We start from the raw sequence: 18730 nt of genomic DNA, 5'->3' as shown, positions 1-18730 counted from the left end.
GCAAGCCCCGGCCTGTGGGAGGGAGTGATGTGCCGTGCTGACTCGTGTGAAGGTGTCGGGGTACAAGAGCCTGAAGGACGTGGACGTCGAACTGGGCAAGCTGTCGGTGATCGCCGGGCCCAACAACGTCGGCAAGAGCAACTTCTTCGACCTCCTTCAGGTTCTCTCGGCCTTTGCGGATGGTCCAATCGAGCGGGCCTTTGACAAGCACCGTGGTGATCCTCTGGAGTCCTTTTTCGATCCCGAGGACCTCCGCATCACGGTTCAGGTGGACATCGACCTGACGGGCCACCGGCTCCCGCCGAAGGAAGAGGAGGGCCTTGAGCACCCCAAGCTCACCTATCGCGTCGCGGTGCAGTGGGACGAGGATCGTTCTCTGTTCACGCTCACGGACGAGAGCTTGGTCAGTGCAAGCCGAAGGAGTAAGAAGCCCTTCATCGGCATCGACGAAGCCAGTGACCGGCTTAGGGTGACCCGAGAGGGCGGCGGCGGCCATCCCAGGTACTTCGACCTCGGAGGCACTCGCACTGTTCTCTCACAGATCGATGACGCTGAGCTGTACCCGACCATCTATGCTGTGCAGCAGCACCTGAGGTCGTGGCGCTTCTACCATTTTGAGCCTGAGGCGCTTCGCGAGCCTTCGCCACAGCTCAACCTGTTTGAGCTTGACGCCCAGGGGCACGGGCTGTCCGGGGTGCTCGACACCCTGCGCCGAGACCTCGGCCAAAGCAAGGCCTTTGCGTCAATAGAGCGCGAGCTCCGGTCAGCGGTGCCCGAAGTCCAGGGGCTTGACTTGGTCGACACGGGCGACCGAAGACGCCTTGTCCAGTTGAGGGTGGGCGACAAGGAGTTCACGGGCCGCGTAGTGTCCGATGGCATACTCCGCTTCCTCGCACTGCTCGTGCTGGCCTACTCGCCACGGCCGGGAGGTCTCGTCTGCTTTGAGGAACCGGAGAACGGGGTACACCCTGGACGTCTGGGGTTCGTCGTTCAGCACATGCGTGGGATTGCGCGCGAACGGTCGAACACGTCCGTGTGTCAGGTTCTGGTCAACTCTCACTCGCCGTACCTGATTGACCACCTGCGACCCGAGGAACTGGTTGTTGCTTCAGTCCGGCAAGACGGTGCGACCGTCCTCAGACGCTTGCCCCAGGACCTCGAGGGGCATGGGAGCAAGTCGGAGCTCAGGAAGTCGCTTGAGAGCGGGGACGTCTCGCTCGGAGAGGCCTGGTGTGGAGGGCTACTCGATGAGGCGGGTTAAGGTGGTGTTCGCGCTGGAGGGGCACCGCGACTACCAGGTGATACCCATCCTTGCCCAACGTGTCATCACCCAGCGACACCCGGAGGTGCTACTGGCCTTCCCGCAGCGTCTGGGGCGGAAGAAGGGCCATGGGTTCATATCCGAACTGCACACAATCATCAGACAAGCCGATGCCCGCGGGGACGAGTTGTGCGTGGCTGTGGTGGACGCCAACGACCATATGACAGACCGCCGCAGGCAGTTGAGGGAAGCCGTAGAGAAGGCGGGCCCGGTGAGCCTTTCGGTCGTCACCGGGATCGCCAACCATGCTCTGGAAGCTTGGCTACTTGCTGATGAGCAGGCGGTATCCCAGGCTCTATCGAACAGCCCGGCGATTGGCCGCTGCAAGGACCCGAGAAGTCTCCGGAACCCAAAGGACACGCTTGAGGAGATCATCAGAGCCGCAACCGACCACGCCGAGTACTATACGGACGCCATCGGAGCTGCGATAGCACACACCGCAGACCTTAGTGTGCTGCGGGACAGATGCCCAGATTTCGATGCCTTCGCAGGCGAGTTACTGAACAGCAGACTTCTTCGCACGATCGACTGATGCCGCATCGGTGAGCGGCGCATGGAAGAGGAGAACGCCTCACTCACCGCGTTGTGCACACTGCCCCGAGTACAAACGCGGGCACAGGCCCGCTTACTCAACAGATCAGGAGCGTGATCCGCATGATGGTCCCGCTGGGGCGCTGCAAGTGGGCCAGGGGCGGTTGCGGTACGCGCCCCGCTTCTGCGGCCGTCGTGGGATAATCCCCGATACGGGCCACGGAAGTGGGGCACCGCGTTTGCTGCCCTGGCCACGTCCGTGGCCTAATCGTCTGAGTCTCTAGGAGCCAACCCAAGATGATGGACCGAAGCATTCTCGAAGCCGACTATGAGCTGGCGAAGATCGTCGACGCCGAACTCGAGCGGCAGCGCAAGACGCTCATGCTCATCCCCTCCGAAAACTACGCGAGCCGTGCCGTCATGGCCGCCTGCGGATCCGTTCTGACCAACAAGTATGCCGAGGGCTACCCGTACAAGCGGTACTACAACGGCTGCGGCAATTACGACAAGATCGAGCAACTGGCCATCGACCGCGCCAAGTCCCTGTTCGGCGCCGATCACGCCAACGTCCAGCTTCACACCGGCTCGCAAGCCAACATGGCGGCCTACTGGGCGCTGCTGCAGCCGGGCGACCGCATCCTTGCCATGAGCGTTGCCCAGGGCGGCCACCTCACCCACGGCGACAAGGTCAACTTCAGCGGCCACGCCTACGACTGCCACTTCTACGGTCTGGACCCGGACACTGACCAGCTCAACTACGACAACATCCTGGAGATCGCTCGCGAGCTGCGGCCCAAGCTCATCATCTGCGGCGCCAGCGCCTATCCGCGGATTATCGACTTCAGGCGTTTCCGGGAGATTGCCGACGAAGTGGGCGCGTACATGATGTCCGACATCGCCCACATCTGCGGCCTCGTGGCGGCTGAAGCTCATCCGTCCCCGGTGCCCTATGCCGACATCGTCACCTCCACCACTCACAAGACCCTGCGCGGACCGCGTGGCGCCCTCCTGCTGTGCAAGGAGCAGTATGCCAAGGCCGTAGACCGCGCCGTCTTCCCCGGCGTGCAGGCCGGTCCGCTTATGCACATCATCGCGGCCAAGGCCGTCTGCTTCAAGGAGGCCTCGGAGTTCGGCTTCCGTGAGTACCAGCGCCAGATCATCCGCAATGCTCAGCAGCTCGCCCGCACGCTGCAGGAGAACGACTTCGACCTGGTCACCGGCGGCACCGACAACCATCTGCTGCTCGTGCGCCTCACCAACAAGAACATCACCGGCCGTGTCGCCGCCGACCTGCTTGAAATGGCGGGCATGACCATCAACAAGAACCTGGTGCCGAACGATCCCTTGCCGGCCCGCGAGACCTCCGGTATCCGCCCGGGCACTCCCGGCATGACCACCCGCGGCATGAAAGAGGCCGAGATGATCAAGGTCGGTCAGTGGATGGCCAGGGTCATCCACGACGGTCGCAAGTCCGACGACACGCCCAACGAAGAGGTTCTCAACGCAGTCCGAGCCGAAGTCGAGGAGCTCTGCGAGGCCTTCCCGATCTACCAGTCCCTCTAAGCCGAACAACCTCCAGCCCGAATCAGACCGGCGCAGCCCAAAGGCTGCGCCGGTTTTGTTTGGACTGGAGGGCGGCCCGAGGAGGGCCACCGGTTCCTACAGCTCGCCCGGCATCGGCGCCGGTTTGACGTACCCCAGGGAGGCCCTGACGGCCTCGCGCAAGACCCGATCCCTGATCCGCAGCGATGCCTTGTCGCGTGCCTGGACCAGCCACTCGTCTCGCATCGGCTGAAGCTTGTCTCGCTTGAGGCGCTGCAGAATCTGGTCGCGAACTTCCTCCAGCGGCATGACACCGGCTGCCTTGTGGTCTTCCGCCTTCAGGATGACCCAGCCATCGGGCGCCTTGACGATCCCGCTGATCTGTCCCGGCTTGAGGGCGAAGGCTGCCTCGGTGATGGCGGTGGCGTAGTCGTTCTTCTCGAAGTAGCCCATGTCCCCGCCGGCGGATCTCGTGGCGTCATCTTCGGACAGGTTCTGCGCCAGGCCGGCGAAGTCAGCGCCCGGCTCCTTAAGCGCCGTGAGCACCGCCTCGGCACTGGACTGGTCACGGAACATCATCATGCGAGCGCGTGTGCGAGGCCCCTTCGTGAACTCCTCCTGGTGCTCCCCGTAGTACTGCTTGATCTCCTCCTCGGAGACCTTGACCTCCTGCTGGGCGATCTTGTCCAGCAGCAGGTCGGTCGCGATCTCCTGCCGGTAGGCCTCCAGGGGGATCCCGAGTTGGTTCAGCTTTGCCTTCAGGTCCTTCATCGACCCGACGCGAGCGGCCGCACGCTCCAAGCCAGCATCTCGTTCGGCGTCGCTGAGCGTCAGCTTGCGCCGTGCCGCCTCGGCCTCGATGAGCTGCTGATCGAGGAGCTTCATCACCGCCGCTGGACCACGCGACTGCTCGAGCTGCCGGATCAGGTCGCCGTGCGTGATCTTTTTGCCGTTCACTGTGGCAACCACGCGGTTGTCCTCGGGCAGGTTATCACCACAGGCGCTGATGCCCAGTGTCCCCGCCGCAAGCGCGAGGATCAGGAGTCCTCGGGTGAGCCGCGCGGCTGCAGAGGGTGTCGCAAGGCTTGCTCGCACCGGACGTACAGCGCCACGGGCGAACGTCGGCTTCGGGCTCTCCCCGAGGGTGCTACAGGCGGGTGATCCCGCGCAGGATTCGAGTGGACGACTTCGCATGATTCTTGCCGGCCTCTTTCTCGTAGAGCACGACGTCATACTGCCCTGCCTCAGCGTACCCCAGGAGTTCCTCAAGGATACTATAGTGCCAAAAGTAGCCCGCTGTCTCGTCACGGTACTCCAGAACGATCAGCCCGGCCTGCAGCGATACCCGACCACGGAAGGCCCGCTCAGGCACCTTCACTCCCCGCAGGACCACAGGCTTTCCGGTCGCCTGCTCGAGGCGACGAACTCGCTCCTCCACGCGCGCAGCCCCACTCTGGCTCATGCCACCACCGGCTCCGTCAGCGTCGTGTCCTCATGCTGGTAGGGCGGTGCACACAGGCACAGGATCCGCAAGGGCCTGGTCCCGGCGCAGGTCATCTTGTGCTCCTCGCCCGGGCGGATCAGATGCGCCTGGCCCACGGAGAGATCCTGCGGCACGCTGTTGAGGTACAGCACGCCGCTGCCCTCCAGCACATAGTAGACCTCTTCGCTGAGCGAATGATAGTGGGCGATCGTGCTTTGCCCCGGCATAAGGACCGCTTCGGCCACGCTCAGGTTCCGGCTTGACTCACCTTCGGGCCGCACTAGTTCCGTGACGATCGACCCGTCCAGTGTCCGGTAGGGCTCCGAGGGCATACCCAGGACCTCCTGCAGACCGGGGCGACTTCGCAGCGCCTAGGCCGGTTGGCTCTTCTCCCACTCACGCAGTGCCGGCAGGTTCTCCTCGACCTTCTGGAAGACCGAGGCCAACTGCTTCATCTTCTCTTCACTCGGCTCGACGAAGTTCCAGCCCATCTCCACCGAGCGCTCGATCTTGCGCACGCAGTTCGGCACCTGGACCTGCCGGTAGTCGATGCCGCTCTGCCGGAGGGGCTCCGTCCACATGACCTTCGGCCCGTCGTAGGTCTGCCAGTGCAAGCGCGTCCAGGTCGGGATCGGCGAAGGAATGTACTGGAAGCAGCCTACTCCCTCGGCCCTCATGGCCGCGAAGAAGGTGTTCTTGCTGATGCCGGCATACTCCGCGTCGAAGTTCATCGTCAGCATATGGTACACCGGGTCGTCCCCCGGCGCATACTGCGGGAACTGCACGATCTTGGCGTCCCGTAGGAACTCGCGCAGCCAGGCTACGTTGCGGCGGCGGCCGGCGTTCTCTTCGTCGAGCTTCTTCACCTGCTCCGACAGCAGCACGGCGACCATCGGCGAGAGGCGGTAAGTGTAGACCAGCGAGTCAATGTACTGCCCGAACTTCTCGTGCGGGAACCCCGGCTCCGGTGAGCGCCCCATGTGCTGGCCGCCAAGGGCGGCCTTCCAGTACACGTCGTCGTGGGGCGTGACCATGTACCCACCCTCAGCCGTCGCCAGCAACTTCCCGCCCATACAAGAGAACCCCGCAGCGTCGCCGAAGGTGCCCACTTTGCGGCCGGCATGAATCGCGCCGTGGCCCTGGCTGCCGTCCTCAATCAGCGCCAGCCCGTGGCGATCGGCGATCTGTCGCAGGGCGGTCATGTTTGCAGCCTGGCCGAAGATGTGCACCGCGAGGATGGCCCTGGTCCGGGGCGTGACGGCCGCCTCGACCTTGTCCGGATCGAGAAGACCCGTATCGGGGCACACGTCCACGAAGACCGGGACGGCGTTGTTGTGCAGGATGCATGAGATCGAGGCACCCCAGGTGAAGGGCGTGGTGATGACCTCATCGCCCCAGGAGATCTCAAGACCGATGATGGAGCTATGCAGTGCGGAGTGGCCGGAGGAGGTGACCAGGCAGTTCTTCACGCCCTGCCACCTGGCGATTGCTTCCTCGGCCTCGCCGATCTCCGGAACCGTCTTGTTCAGGCCGACGGTCCGTCCCCGCTGCATGACATCGATGACACGCTCCAGCGCTTCCGCCGAAAAGGCGGGATGCTTCTCCTGTGATGGAATGCCGATCGGCTCTCCACCCAACAACGCGAGCTTCGATGCAGACATTGGCAGACTCCCCTGGGGCTGAGGTGTGTGCTCTTGGGCGTGAGAGCCCGATACAACGTCCTGGGGCACCTGCAGAGTCCGCAGGACCATGGATCTGCCGGGACCCTCTGAGACCATGAGAGTTGATTGTACCACGGAGACCGTTTCGCGCAACCGACTTGGCAGGCAGGTCCGTCCGAAGGGTGTGCGGAATAGGCACGCTCTGGACGCCGCCGACCGCCTGAGCCTCACTCGGCCTGCGGCCACAACCAGGAGTGCGGACACCCGGTTGCGCTACCCTCTTGCGTGGCGCAACCTTGATTTGTGATTCCCCGGGAGGCACACCCATGGCCGACCAGCCTGTATGCCGCAAACTCGTACCCGTACCCTTCACCCAGGTGCGGGTCGCCGACCGTTTCTGGACGCCGCGCATCGATGCGAACCGCGAAGTGACCCTTCGGGCCGAGTACAAGCAGCTCAAGGAAACCGGCCGCATTGATGTCTTCGACCTCACGTGGAAGGAGGGCATGACGCCGGTCCCGCACCAGTTCTGGGACTCCGACGTCGCCAAGTGGGTCGAGGCCGTCGCCTACTCCCTGGCCGACCATCCGGACCCCGATCTGGAAGCCCTCCTCGACGAGGTCATCGCCAAGATCGCCGGAGCGCAGCAGCCCGATGGGTATCTCAACACCTACTTCACGCTGGTGAAGCCCGAGGAGCGGTTCAAGCACCTCTCCTGGTCCCATGAGCTGTACTCCGCCGGACACCTCATGGAGGCCGCCGTTGCGCACTTCCAGGCCACCGGCAAGCGCACGCTGCTGGACGTCATGGCCCGTTACGCGGACTATATCGACTCCTACTTCGGCCCTGGCAAGACCTTCGGCTCTGATGGGCATGAGGAGATCGAGCTGGCTCTCGTGAAGCTGTACCATGCCACCGGTGAGGAGCGCTACCTGCGGCTCTGCGAGTTCTTCGTCAATGCTCGTGGGCAGCACCCCGGCATCTTCGAGGAGGAATGGGGAGGCAAGCAGCAGGCTGCCGGACGCGACCGCTCCTACTGCCAGGATCATCTCCCCGTCCGCGAGATGTCTGAGGTGACCGGCCACGCCGTGCGGGCGATGTACCTGTACTGCGGGATGGCCGACCTGGCCAACGAGACCGGAGACGAGGGACTGCTCCACGCCTGCGAGCGTCTCTGGGACCACGTCACCCTCAAGAATATGTACCTCACCGGCGGGATCGGCAGCACCCGCGCCAATGAGGGCTTCACCCGCGACTACGACCTGCCCAATGAGTCGGCCTACTGCGAGACCTGCGCCGCCATTGGTCTCGTGTTCTGGGCACACCGGCTCCTGCAGTTTGACGCCGACGGTCGATACGCCGACATCCTGGAGCGCGCCCTGTACAACGGCGTCATCAGCGGCGTGTCGCAGGATGGCAGCAAGTTCTTCTACGTGAACCCGCTGGAGAGCTCCGGCGACCATCACCGGCAGGACTGGTTCGGCTGCGCCTGCTGCCCGCCCAACATCGCGCGGATTCTGGCCTCGCTGCCCGGATACCTGTACTCGCTGGCCGGCGGTGCTGAGGCCAGGGAGCTGTACGTACACCTGTACGCTGCGGGCACGGCGACGCTCGAGCTTGCAGGGCAGAAGGTCACCGTCACCCAGGAGACCGACTACCCCTGGGACGGGACCGTGCGGATGCGACTGCAGCCTGAGCAGCCGGCACGTTTCGCCCTGAGCCTGCGAATTCCGGGCTGGTGTGAAGGTGCGCGGCTGACGGTAGATGGCGAGGAGATCGCGCTGAAGCCGCGCAAGGGCTACGTGCGTGTGAGCCGCCGCTGGACGGGAAGTGAAGTCGTGGAGCTGACCTTGCCGATGCCGGTGGAGCGCGTTGAGGCACACCCCGAAGTCAAGGCCGACTCCGGCTGCGTGGCGCTGCAACGTGGCCCGGTGGTATACTGCCTCGAAGCCGCGGACAACGCCTTCCCGCTGCAGGAGGTAGTTCTGCCTGCTGAGGCCGAGTTCAAGACCGCCTTCCGCAAGAACTTGCTGGGCGGGGTTGTAGTGCTGGAGGCGGAGGCGCTGGTGGGCGACACCGGCGGCTGGAAGAAGCAGCTTTACCGTCCATCGGCGACGTCCTACAAGCCGCGCAAGATCACTGCCGTTCCGTACTGTGTCTGGGACAACCGCGAGCCCGGTGCGATGCGCGTCTGGCTACGCGGCACACTCTGAGCCGACACCGGCCCCGTCGCGTTAGGCGAGCGGGGCTGACGCGACCGTCTGACTCATCCTGGGAGTGACTGGCTGGTGCTAACTGCTGCAGAGGTGAAGGAGTTTGCGCGCAACGCAGGTGCCGACCTCGTCGGCATCGGCTCCATGGACCGCTTCGAAGGCGCGCCCAAGGAGATGGACCCGCGCTACATCTTCCCGGAGGCCCAGGCCATCATTGGCCTTGCCTTCCGCATCCCGCGGGGATACCTGCGAGGTGTTGAGGAGGGTACGCACTTCTACCAGTACCCCTCTCTGGGTTACGCGGGGATCAACGAAGTCTACGCGCCGATGGTACTGCGGGAGCTTTCCTGCTTCCTCGAGGACAACGGTTGGGAGGGCGCAGCCTTCCGCAACACTGGTGCCCGCATGGCCTGCTCGGACATCACCGGCACCTTCGACGAGGAGGACCCGGGATTGGGCCGCCAACTGCGCTTCACCGAGCCCGTGGCCCCCGGCCTTCCTGCGCCTGATGTCATGTTCCAGTTCCGCATTGCAGCCTTCATCTGCGGCCTTGGGGAGATCGGCTACAGCAAGGTGTTCCTGACGCCGGAGTTCGGACCGCGTCAGCGCTTCGCCTTCGTCCTCACCGACGCTCCGCTTGAGCCGGACCCACTGTATGAGGGCGGCCTGTGCGACCGCTGCATGCGCTGCGTCAAGGAGTGCCCGATCCACGCCATCAGTGGTACTGAGCAGGTCAAGGTCCGAGTTGCCGGGCGCGATCTGGAATGGGGCCGCCTCGCCGAGTGGCAGTGCTTCCACGGCTACACCGGCAGCGTCAAGGAGACCAACCCCTTCCTGCCACGCGACGCCTTCAAGGAGTTCCCCGACGGCGACGCCATCCTGGCCGGCGAGAAGGTCCTCACTCCCGCCGAAGTGATGAAAGTGCAGCGCATCACCAACAGCTACTATGGCGCCGCCAACGGTTACAATCCGGCAATGTGCGGTGGTCGTGGATGCCTGCGTGCCTGCATGGTTCATCTGGAGGAGCGCGGCGTGCTCACCAACCAGTTCAACTCGCCCTTCCGCAAGCGCAAGCCCTGGCGCCTGTGAGGACGCCTCTGCTGTGCCGACTTTGAGAGGAGTTCGTCTGATGCCAACGTCCGAGCAAGTCAAGGAGTTCGCCAAGTCCTGCGGCGCCGATCTCGTCGGGATCGGCTCGATGGACCGCTTCGAGGGCGCACCCAAAGAGATGGATCCGCGTTACATCTTCCCGGAGGCCAAGGCCATCATCGGTCTGGCCTTCCGTATCCATCGCGGATGCTTTCGCGGCATTGAGGAGGGCACCTTCTGGGGCGCCTACACCTCGATGGGCTACGCGGGGATCAACTACCGCGACGCACCCATTGTGCTGCGAGCGGTCTGCAGCGCTCTCGAGGACGAGGGCTACGAGGCCGTGCCGATCCAGAACATGCTCTTCCTGAACTCGCGCAACCCGCTCAACGGGGTGCCTCACACGGTCAGCCGCCCGGTCTCACCCGACCTGCCCGCTCCCGACGTGTTCCTGCACTACCGCATCGCCGCCTACATCTGCGGCATGGGCGAGGTCGGCTTCAGCAAGGTCTTCCTCACTCCGCAGTTCGGTCCGCGGCAGCGCTTCGTGTTCCTGCTCACCGATGCGCCGCTTGAGCCGGACCCCATCTTCGACGGTCAGATCTGCGACCGCTGCAAGCTGTGCGTCCGCGACTGCACGGTCGGCGCGCTTAGCGCCACGGAGACCGTCAAAGTCCAGGTCGCAGGCCATGACCTCGAGTGGGCCAAACTCGACGAGACCAAGTGCTCCAGCGGCTATCAGGGCGCGAACCCGGAGTACTCGCCCTTCACTCCCGTCGACTACGACGTCGAGACTTCGCTGGCGAATCCGTACCGTGCGTCCGAGCTGCCCTACAACAAGGCCTCGCACAGCATGTTCCACCTGCCCGGTGCGCTGGAGGGTGCACGAGGCTGCATTCGCGCCTGCTTCATCCACCTGGAGGAGACCGGCCGGATCCAGAACCTGTTCAAAAGCCCCTTCCGCAAGCGCAAGCCCTGGAAGCTCGACTAACCCGGGACTTTGCCCGACCTGGAACGAAGGAGCCGCGGGACCCTCCCTGAGGGCATCCCGCGGCTCTTCTCTTCTTGACAGGTTGTTGGGCTGGGACGAGGCTAGCCGATCTTCTCGATCTCCCAGTGGTGCGTGACAGGCTGGTTGATCTTCCAAAGCTGCTGCACGAAGTCCTCGATCTGGGACTTGATCTGCGGCACCACCGGCCGGGTCTTGAGGTAGTTGTCGAACTGCGACTTGAAGTAGGCGTTCGGCACCCCGTTGACCTTGCTCTTCTCCAGGTAGTCGGTGAAGTAGGCGTTGATCGCTTCATCGTTGCCTTCGTCGACCTTCGCGCGCCGCAGCATGATCTGGATCTGCGCGAGGCTGCGCAGACGGATCTCCAGCGTCCGACGCTGCTCGTTGACGCTCATCACCTTCGCCGCCTGCTGGTACTGCGGCGTCTTCGTGTTCAGCGCCAGGTTCACTCCAGCCGCCAACTCGTCGCGGGTCCACTCACCGACCGACGTGCCATCGATGCTGAGCCGGTACTTACCGTCGGCGGCGAAACGCACCCGCAGCAACTGCTGATCCAGTTTCGCCTCGACCGGGACCAGTCGCAGGGCCTCCTGCGCCGCCGGATCAATGGGGAAGGGCAGCGACTTCTCCAGGCAATCGAAGGACAGCTTGCCGCCGAGGGAGCGGGCCTCGGTGACGGTGCAGTTCTCCGCCGTCGTCACGGTCGCAGCATCGCCGTCCAGCGCCAGAGTCGAGACCGTCGCGGGCACCTGCTGTGCGGTGAGGAACAGGTATGCCATCACCATCTGCCCCACATCCAGCGGGTGCACACGGTCCGGACCAATGAGCGTGTAGTGAGGGTTCAGCTTCTGCTCCTGCTGGTTCAGCGCGGTCATGGGGCCGTGGAAGTCGACCACTCCGGCGCCGATCTGCGCGGCCAGCTTGCGGCCGATCTCTCCACAGCGTCCAAGGGCGTCGTTCACCCCGTAGAGGTTCTCGATCTCAATCTGGGCGGTGTCATCGTAGGGTGACGGAGTGATGAGGATGAACCGCGGGTGTAGCTGCTCCTGCAGGTCCGCCGCCAGCCTGGTCATGTTCTGTTCGTAGTTGCGCAGCGCGGCCTCGCGGGACTCCAGGTTCTTCGCGTCGGGATTGGCCCTTCCGTACAGGCCGCGGTTGACATCGTTCATGCCGAACATGAGGGCCACGACCTTCGGCCGGTTCGGGAGGATGTCCCAGTCAAGCCGAGCAACGCCGCCACCGGCGCTGTCCCCCGAGATGCCGCAGTTCACGAACCGGATCTGGCGCTCCGGGAATCGCGTCAGGTAGTACAGGGAGATGTAGCCGTGGTACTTGCGCGAGTGGGTGATGCTGTCACCGATGAAGCACACGACATCGCCGTTCTGGAAAGGCGCAGGACTTTGGTCCGCTGCGGCCATGCTAGCCACCATCATCGACAGGATAAGCGAGACAAGCAGCCTCTTCATACTCTTCATGCTCCCGGGTGCGTCGCTGTCAGAGGGATAAGCTACGTCCGCGCTGTTCTCCCAGACCACCACCGAACCCCGATGCCTCCGATCACCCACAGGACCACCGCCACCACAATCCCCAACCACAGTCCGTTGCCGATGCGCACCAACTGCAGCAGCAGCGGTGTGTGGATATGCCCGCAACTGTTCACCAGTGAGACCTGTCCGACGGTACCCGCCACCATGGCCGCCCACAACCACTTGCGGCGACCGGCGAGGAGGAAGGCCAGCGCTACGATCATCGCCGGATGGCCAAAGAGTATCTCCTTGCTGCGCGGCCGCACACCGAGGGTATGATCCAGCACCGCACGCACCTTCATCTCAAGCCCAGAAGGCGGGACCGGCGTCACGTTCCCCGAGCGCATGAGCATTAGTGCCGCCGCCGCGAGGGCAACGACCATGATCGCCACATGCCAGTAGCGCACCACACCCGTGGCAGCCTCGACGATCCCTGCCCACAGAGCCGGCGCCTCGGGCAGGTTGCTGCCCATCTCCGTGCGGATCTCGTCGTAGGAGCGCATCGAGCGCGCCACGAACACGACCAGCACGACTCCGAGCGGGATCACCTGCGCGAACTTCACGCCCCGGAAGGCCGCGATCTGCATCATGTGTGCGAGGTCGCTGAGGCAGCCGGCGGCAAGCAGGCCACCGGCGAGGCTGACCAGGGACATCACCACGAAGGCGCCGAGAGCTCGCCCCAGGGAAAGGCGACCACCGGGCTCGCGCCACTGCATCCGGCAGATCGCCCAGGTCGGGAACACAATCGCCGCTCCGAGCGCACCGAGCGACTGCGCCATTCCCCGGGCGACAAACACGCCTGATAGCGAGAGGAAGACGTCGAGGGCAATCAGGCCCCAGGCGAGTCCCGCGGGAATTGCGAAGAAGAGCTGGAACAGCAGGATCGTTGCCGCACCCGTGCCGATGAGCATCACGGCCAGCAGCGCCGTGGGCACGCTGACGTCCTGGTACACGTGCGGGTCTCCCACGGAGTAGCTGGCATCACGCAGGTCACCGGCCATTGACTTCACGTCGTCGCAGGCAACCTGCAGGGGATCGTCGGCGCCCTGATCGTAGGGCCGGAAGTAGCACAGGCGCACGTTGCGCTCCCGCACAGCCTGTCGATAGCGATCCAGTGCACGCTGAGGGCTGAGCTTGGGCATCTCCGCCTGCGCGATGGCGTGGGTGCGGATGACGTGGCCCTTGAGCGCTGCCGACAGCCGGTCGTCGCCAAACTGCTTGGCCATCTCCACATAGCCGAACCGGACCTGCCGCCGCTCAAGCTCCTCGGCAGACCACTTGATCAGGTCGTACATGCCGTAGACCTGGATTCCGGCAAAGACCACGAGGTCGGCGCCGATTGCCTGGACCGCGTCGAGACTGCCCGAGATGGCCTCCTTGGTCAGCGCCATCTCGGCTACCGGCCGTGCAATCACCTTCAGCCCGGCGACCCTGACGTCGCGCACGGACTCCTCGCTGTAGCCCATGCCGATGAGCTTCATGGAGTCGGCAGCCTGCTCGTTCTCGTAGCTCATCCCATCGCCCGTCGGGAGGGGCTTGCCGCCCGGCATCCTGGCCTTGAGCTGGGCCATCACGCGGTCGCGCACATCCGGGCTCAGCAGCATCAGGACCCTGCCCTTCTGCGGCACGACCCCGACCTTCTTCGCCTCGATGAGGTCGGTCAGGGAGTCCTCGCGGATGGCCACGTGGGTTGCCCCGGCCTCCTTGAGTCTGCGCAAGGCCTCGGCGGTCGGCACGCCCCGCATCATGGCGAGTTCCTGCACGCGGTTGTAGTCGAGGGCGATTCCGACCTGCCGGTTCCGGCTCTCCGCGTGGACACGTTGCAGCAAGGTCACACCCGCAGCACCGAGGGCAAGCACTATCAGGAGAAACAGCACATTACGCGTCATGTTCGACATCTGCAGTAAGGTCACTCCCAGGCGTCAGTTCCGGCGTCTCTACCCTGTGAAGGGTCCCGGCGGCCCCTGCTTGATCCCCGTCACCGTCGCCACCACAGAGGCCAGTTCGGCGGGGTCCGGTACCCCGAGGATGACGGCCCGGCCATGGATTCGCAGCTCCACGCCGCTGTTGCCGCTGGTGTTGTAGCAACGACTCCCACCTCGACCACCACGCCAGCCCCATCCACCGAAGTCACGAAGCGGACGGAAGGTGACCGTGCGGATTGCCTCCACGTCCTTTAGGTCAATACGTATCTTGAGCCACTGCAAGAAACCCCACAGGATCGTCAGCCGCTCCTGCGTCACGACTACGCGCATCCGCCACATCAACAGGATAGTGAGCGCGAGCAGCCCGACCGTCACGACAAGGGCCACCTGATCGCTGGGTGACATCGGCTGCCCGGTCAGCGGGCCGACTGCGACGGTCAGCACGAGGATGCCGACCAGCAACAGTGACCAGCCTGCCGGAAACTGGCAGACGCGGTCGTAGTAGGCGGCCTCCTGATCCTTCATTGACGGTGTCACCCTTTGGGGCATCAAGGTTCCGCTGCGGTAGGGCCTTCGGTGGTCGATACGCTGTCCTTCGACCCGTCCTCCACCGTCGGCTCCGAACGCCGAGAGTGTACCACATCAGTGCCTGCGTGTCGCGAGCGGCAGGAGTCGGAGTTCACCTCGCGGAATAGACCTTGAACTCATATCACGCCAGTCTGAGGTGTCGGTTATGCGTTGGTCTCTCCTCCTGCTGCCCCTCCTCGCGATCTCCCTGACAGTGGCGTTGACCGGATGCTCAAAACCCGTGGAACCGACGACCCCGACACCGGCCGCGACTGAGCCCGCCGGGAGTCAGGCACCCACTGCCGGGCAGCCGCTCAAGGGCAAGCTCAACCTCTGGACGATCTGGAACGCGGAGCCCCGTAAGTCGGCGCTTGAGGCCATCGTCGCAGGATTCGAGAAGGCCAACCCCGACGTGAAGGTCGAGATCAGCAACAACGAGCCCGACGCCTACAAGACCAAGATCAAGGTCGCCCTCGGGGGGCCTGAGCCGCCCGATATCTACTTCGTCTGGAGCGGGGAGAAGATGCTCCACAGCTTCGTCCGGGGCGGCAACTGCCTTGATCTTACGCCCTACCTGGATGCCAACAAGGGCGAGTGGCGCGGCAAGATCGTCGACGCGTCGCTGCAGCCCTACGTCTACGATAACAAGACTTGGGGTGTCCCCTACCTCCTGCAGTGCACCTTCTTCTTCTACAACAAGGACATCTTCGCCCGCCACAACCTGCAGATCCCCAAGACCTGGGACGAGCTTGTTGACGTGTGCAAGAAGCTCAAGGCCGCCGGGGTCACCCCCCTTGCCCTGGGCAATCTGAAGCGCTGGCCCGCTCATCATTTCCCCTGCGTTCTGTTCCAGCGCCTCCTGGGTAACCAGACGGTCATGGCTCAGTACGATCCCCTCGGACCAGGCGACTACTCGGATCCCAACTGGGTGAAGGGTATCCAGATGTTCGACGACTTCCAGAAGCAAGGGTTCTTCAACCCGAGTCCGAACGGCGTGGACCGCGACGATGCGCGGATGATGTTCTATACCGAGAAGGCGGCCATGTTCTACACGGGCACCTGGGACTTCTCCCAGTTCAGCGACACCGGTCCGGCGCCGAGCAGCTTCTGGGCCAAGTGGGACTTCTTCAACTTCCCCGCGGTGACGGGCGGCAAGGGCGAGCAGGATGCACTGGCGGGCTCACCGGACGGCTACGTGATCTCCTCCAAGACGCGCAACCCGGAGGCGGCCGTCGCCTTCCTCAAGTACATGACCTCGCCGGAGGTCGCTCGTGAGTTCGCCACCAAGTGCAAGGAGCTCGTTCAGGTCAAGGGCGCAGTGACCGATGAGAACGCTAGCTGGTACCTTCGCAAGTACGCCAAGATCGTGGAGGAGGCCAAGGTCATCTCGCCCTGGACCGACACCGTCATGGAGCTCTCCGTGGCCGAGACACTGATGGACGGCGTGCAGGCTCTCCTGGCCGGAACGAAGAAGCCCGACCAGATCATGGACGACGTTCGCAAGCGCCAGGCGCAGGTGAAGAAGGAACTGCAGGCCGGCGAGACGGTCCCGGTGAAGCCAGCCAAGTAAGCGCGGCCGGCGGGTGTCGCCGAAGGCGTCTGCGCCCTGCGCTTCCCCGGGGGAGGCGCGGCCGTGCTGTGTCTACCTTCGCCGCTGTGCTATAATCCCCCGTATTCCAATTGAGAGAGGGCAAGGCATATGTACAAGATCGCGCTTCTTCCCTGCGACGGGATTGGCCCCGAGGTTACCGCCGAGGCCATGAAAGTCTTGGACGTAGCCGCCAAGAAGTTTGGCGTGCAGTACGAGACCATCCCCTACGACATTGGCGGCGACCGATACCTCCGAACCGGCGACATCATCACCGACAAGGAGATGGAAGAGCTCGCCCAGATGGACGCCATCTACCTGGGCGCCGTCGGCCACGACAAGGTCCAGCCCGGCATCCTCGAGCACGGCATTCTCCTGCGCCTGCGCTTCGAGTTCGACCAGTACGTGAACCTGCGGCCGGTGAAGCTGTATCCGGGCGTCTACACTCCCCTCAAGGACAAGGGGCCGGAGGACATCGACTTCGTCGTCGTCCGCGAGAACACGGAAGACCTGTACACCGGCATCGGCGGCTTCCTGAAGAAGGGGACGCCCGATGAGGTCGCTCTCCAGCAGGCCATCTACACCCGCAAGGGCTGCGAGCGCATCTGCCGCTACGCCATGGAGCTGTGCCGCAAGCGCAACGACAAGAAGCTCATCCACAGCGTCGACAAGGCCAACGTCCTCACCTACGGCCACGACCTGTGGCGGCGCTCCTTCCGTGAGGTCGGCGAGGAGTACCCGGACCTGACCAAGGAGTACGCCTTCGTCGACGCCTGCTGCATGTGGTTCGTCAAGAACCCCGAGTGGTTCGACGTGATCGTCACCACCAACATGTTCGGCGACATCATCACCGACCTCGGTGCGATGATCCAGGGCGGCATGGGCGTCGCGGCCTCGGGCAACATCAACCCCGAGGGCGTCAGCATGTTCGAGCCGATCCACGGGTCAGCGCCGAAGCATGCGGGCCTCGGGAAGGTCAGCCCCGTTGCCGCCATCTGCGCGGCCGGGATGATGCTGGATCATCTGGGCGAGACCGTTGCGGCCAAGGCCATCGACGACGCCGTCATCAAGGCCCTCGGTGCGGGCAAGGTCAAGGCCGTCACCGGCAATGAGGGCGACTGCCAGCGCGCCGGCGACTACATCGCCAGCCTGATCTAGTGTCGGGTTCGATCACCAGCCATGAACGCAAGGGCCGCCTTCTGGGCGGCCCTTCCTGTATCCCTTCCCTGTGCACTCAGCGGGAACAAGCCGATGTGTTCCATCGTTACACAAAACATGCAGACCCTTTGGGAGGGTAACCGAGGATTGCCCAAAGCATCCGGGCTCTCTGTCCTTCGGCTTCAGAGCCGCTGCGGGGCCCTGACGGTCGCCTGCCTATTTGCCCTCCAGCTTGCCCCGGTATGCCGATGTGCCACCTCAGTGATGCCGCATCGGGCTTCGTGCTGTGAGGTTCCGCTGCCGACGTCGGGGCGCGAGCAGTCTGACCCCTGCGACCGTTCGGGCGGGCATGAATCCTGCTGCCATCAGCATGAGCTATGGGGCCTGCGCGAGGACCGGGCAAACCTCTCGAGTCCTGCGGAGGCCGAGCGGCAGCCGGCTTGCCTGGGTCTATCCCTTCCAGCCGCCCCTGCGGATCCCGGCCTCCCCTGCCGGCGCCTGGAGCGAGAGCGTCCGGGTCCAGCACAGGAAGTGCCCGGCAGGGCTCCGCTCGCATCACGCGCGCCGCCTGTCGGATTGGTTGCGAGCTGACGCACCGTTCCACACCCACAAACCCAGCCAACCGAAAGGTGATGCACAATGTCCCGCACTGTAAAGATCGGTCTGACAATCGCTGTGATCGCCCTTGCCGTTACCACCTCCTACGTGATGGCCGGCCCGAATCCCGCCGGTGGCTGTAAGGGGCCCGGCATGGGCTGTGGCGCAGCCAGGGCACAGGCCCAGACGACAACAGGCCCCTGTCAGTGTCCCACGGGCGGCGCCTGCACCTGCAAGGACAAGTGCACCTGTGACAAGTGCGCCTGCGGCGACAAGTGTGCGGCCAAGGGGTCCTGCCAGTGCGCTGCGGGCACCCCCTGCACCTGCAAGGACAAGTGCACCTGCGCGAACTGCGCCTGCGGTGACAAGTGTGCGGCGCGAGCCCAGGGCAAGTGCAGAGCCGCCGGCGCCTGTGGTACCGGTTGCGCTGGTGGCGCGTGCAGCGCGAAGGCCCCTGCCTCCGGCACTGGGTCTCTCCGCAGCCTGGGCGCCGCCTTCCACGTGACCCAGTAGCCCGCAC

At 64.3% G+C, this 18730-nt stretch carries 16 protein-coding genes; 9 read left to right on the top strand and 7 right to left on the bottom strand.

Annotation, left to right across the window (positions count from 1 at the left end):
- The first annotated feature begins 34 nt into the window (after positions 1 to 34).
- The 3 genes from ABFE16_04695 (at position 35) to glyA (ending at position 3415) form a co-directional block, all read left to right on the top strand.
- The gene (locus ABFE16_04695; GenBank protein ID MEN6344580.1) at positions 35 to 1261 is read left to right on the top strand and encodes an AAA family ATPase; all 1227 of its coding nucleotides are present in this window, start codon (positions 35 to 37) and stop codon (positions 1259 to 1261) included.
- On the top strand, positions 1233 to 1853 hold the full coding sequence (locus tag ABFE16_04690) for a DUF4276 family protein (protein ID MEN6344579.1): 621 nt from the start codon (positions 1233 to 1235) through the stop codon (positions 1851 to 1853). The genes ABFE16_04695 and ABFE16_04690 overlap by 29 nt, the downstream gene beginning before the upstream one ends.
- Before the next feature lie 299 nt (positions 1854 to 2152).
- Positions 2153 to 3415, top strand: coding sequence for a serine hydroxymethyltransferase (glyA, locus tag ABFE16_04685; protein MEN6344578.1), 1263 nt, complete (start codon positions 2153 to 2155; stop codon positions 3413 to 3415).
- Between the two features lie 96 nt (positions 3416 to 3511).
- Here glyA and ABFE16_04680 read toward each other — a convergent pair whose 3' ends face one another.
- Genes ABFE16_04680 through ABFE16_04665 form a run of 4 tightly spaced genes read right to left on the bottom strand, consistent with a single transcriptional unit; the run spans position 3512 to position 6538 of the window.
- The gene (locus ABFE16_04680; protein MEN6344577.1) at positions 3512 to 4489 is read right to left on the bottom strand and encodes a peptidyl-prolyl cis-trans isomerase; all 978 of its coding nucleotides are present in this window, start codon (positions 4487 to 4489) and stop codon (positions 3512 to 3514) included.
- A 52-nt stretch (positions 4490 to 4541) separates the two neighbouring features.
- Positions 4542 to 4856, bottom strand: a complete 315-nt coding sequence (locus ABFE16_04675) for a hypothetical protein (GenBank protein MEN6344576.1) — start codon at positions 4854 to 4856, stop codon at positions 4542 to 4544.
- The gene (locus ABFE16_04670) at positions 4853 to 5209 is read right to left on the bottom strand and encodes a cupin domain-containing protein (protein MEN6344575.1); all 357 of its coding nucleotides are present in this window, start codon (positions 5207 to 5209) and stop codon (positions 4853 to 4855) included. The genes ABFE16_04675 and ABFE16_04670 overlap by 4 nt, the downstream gene beginning before the upstream one ends.
- Before the next feature lie 39 nt (positions 5210 to 5248).
- Positions 5249 to 6538 carry a DegT/DnrJ/EryC1/StrS family aminotransferase gene (locus tag ABFE16_04665; protein ID MEN6344574.1) on the bottom strand — a complete coding sequence of 430 codons (1290 nt, stop codon included), beginning with the start codon at positions 6536 to 6538 and terminating at the stop codon, positions 5249 to 5251.
- Positions 6539 to 6864: 326 nt separating this feature from the next.
- Between ABFE16_04665 and ABFE16_04660 the strand changes: the two genes are divergently transcribed.
- From ABFE16_04660 to ABFE16_04650, 3 genes are all read left to right on the top strand, one after another.
- Complete coding sequence (locus ABFE16_04660; protein MEN6344573.1) at positions 6865 to 8751, top strand: beta-L-arabinofuranosidase domain-containing protein; 1887 nt, start codon at positions 6865 to 6867, stop codon at positions 8749 to 8751.
- Between the two features lie 75 nt (positions 8752 to 8826).
- Positions 8827 to 9840: a (4Fe-4S)-binding protein gene (locus tag ABFE16_04655; GenBank protein ID MEN6344572.1), complete on the top strand. Its 1014-nt coding sequence runs from the start codon at positions 8827 to 8829 to the stop codon at positions 9838 to 9840.
- Positions 9841 to 9880: 40 nt separating this feature from the next.
- Positions 9881 to 10831, top strand: a complete 951-nt coding sequence (locus ABFE16_04650) for a (4Fe-4S)-binding protein (GenBank protein ID MEN6344571.1) — start codon at positions 9881 to 9883, stop codon at positions 10829 to 10831.
- Positions 10832 to 10932: 101 nt separating this feature from the next.
- Here the strand turns inward: ABFE16_04650 and ABFE16_04645 are convergent, their stop codons facing one another.
- From ABFE16_04645 to ABFE16_04635, 3 genes are read right to left on the bottom strand one after another with little or no spacing between them, the layout of a single operon-like run.
- Entirely contained in the window at positions 10933 to 12315 is a 1383-nt protein-coding gene (locus ABFE16_04645) for an SGNH/GDSL hydrolase family protein (protein MEN6344570.1), read from the bottom strand.
- Between the two features lie 41 nt (positions 12316 to 12356).
- A complete protein-coding gene (locus tag ABFE16_04640; protein ID MEN6344569.1) occupies positions 12357 to 14264 on the bottom strand; it encodes a DUF5693 family protein in 1908 nt (635 codons plus the stop codon).
- Positions 14265 to 14312: 48 nt separating this feature from the next.
- Entirely contained in the window at positions 14313 to 14825 is a 513-nt protein-coding gene (locus tag ABFE16_04635) for a hypothetical protein (protein MEN6344568.1), read from the bottom strand.
- Between the two features lie 208 nt (positions 14826 to 15033).
- Between ABFE16_04635 and ABFE16_04630 the strand changes: the two genes are divergently transcribed.
- The 3 genes from ABFE16_04630 to ABFE16_04620 all read left to right on the top strand — a co-directional run bounded on the left by ABFE16_04630 (position 15034) and on the right by ABFE16_04620 (position 18723).
- Complete coding sequence (locus tag ABFE16_04630; protein ID MEN6344567.1) at positions 15034 to 16437, top strand: extracellular solute-binding protein; 1404 nt, start codon at positions 15034 to 15036, stop codon at positions 16435 to 16437.
- A 129-nt stretch (positions 16438 to 16566) separates the two neighbouring features.
- On the top strand, positions 16567 to 17613 hold the full coding sequence (locus ABFE16_04625) for a 3-isopropylmalate dehydrogenase (GenBank protein ID MEN6344566.1): 1047 nt from the start codon (positions 16567 to 16569) through the stop codon (positions 17611 to 17613).
- A gap of 639 nt (positions 17614 to 18252) precedes the next feature.
- The gene (locus ABFE16_04620) at positions 18253 to 18723 is read left to right on the top strand and encodes a hypothetical protein (GenBank protein ID MEN6344565.1); all 471 of its coding nucleotides are present in this window, start codon (positions 18253 to 18255) and stop codon (positions 18721 to 18723) included.
- The last annotated feature ends 7 nt before the right edge of the window (positions 18724 to 18730 follow it).

This window comes from Armatimonadia bacterium, assembly GCA_039679385.1.
In the GTDB taxonomy this organism is placed as follows: domain Bacteria; phylum Armatimonadota; class Zipacnadia; order Zipacnadales; family JABUFB01; genus JAJFTQ01.
The sequence above is the reverse complement of the archived record's forward strand: the minus strand, read 5'-3'. Positions and strand labels throughout refer to the sequence as shown.

Bases quoted from the DNA above. Each gene is read 5' to 3' on its own strand.
- ABFE16_04640 (MEN6344569.1), bottom strand. From the start codon at position 14,264: ATGACGCGTAATGTGCTGTTTCTCCTGATAGTGCTTGCCCTCGGTGCT.
- ABFE16_04660 (MEN6344573.1), top strand. From the start codon at position 6,865: ATGGCCGACCAGCCTGTATGCCGCAAACTCGTACCCGTACCCTTCACC.
- ABFE16_04670 (MEN6344575.1), bottom strand. From the start codon at position 5,209: ATGCCCTCGGAGCCCTACCGGACACTGGACGGGTCGATCGTCACGGAA.
- ABFE16_04635 (MEN6344568.1), bottom strand. From the start codon at position 14,825: ATGAAGGATCAGGAGGCCGCCTACTACGACCGCGTCTGCCAGTTTCCG.
- ABFE16_04675 (MEN6344576.1), bottom strand. From the start codon at position 4,856: ATGAGCCAGAGTGGGGCTGCGCGCGTGGAGGAGCGAGTTCGTCGCCTC.
- ABFE16_04650 (MEN6344571.1), top strand. From the start codon at position 9,881: ATGCCAACGTCCGAGCAAGTCAAGGAGTTCGCCAAGTCCTGCGGCGCC.
- ABFE16_04665 (MEN6344574.1), bottom strand. From the start codon at position 6,538: ATGTCTGCATCGAAGCTCGCGTTGTTGGGTGGAGAGCCGATCGGCATT.
- ABFE16_04645 (MEN6344570.1), bottom strand. From the start codon at position 12,315: ATGAAGAGGCTGCTTGTCTCGCTTATCCTGTCGATGATGGTGGCTAGC.
- ABFE16_04620 (MEN6344565.1), top strand. From the start codon at position 18,253: ATGTCCCGCACTGTAAAGATCGGTCTGACAATCGCTGTGATCGCCCTT.
- glyA (MEN6344578.1), top strand. From the start codon at position 2,153: ATGGACCGAAGCATTCTCGAAGCCGACTATGAGCTGGCGAAGATCGTC.
- ABFE16_04630 (MEN6344567.1), top strand. From the start codon at position 15,034: ATGCGTTGGTCTCTCCTCCTGCTGCCCCTCCTCGCGATCTCCCTGACA.
- ABFE16_04625 (MEN6344566.1), top strand. From the start codon at position 16,567: ATGTACAAGATCGCGCTTCTTCCCTGCGACGGGATTGGCCCCGAGGTT.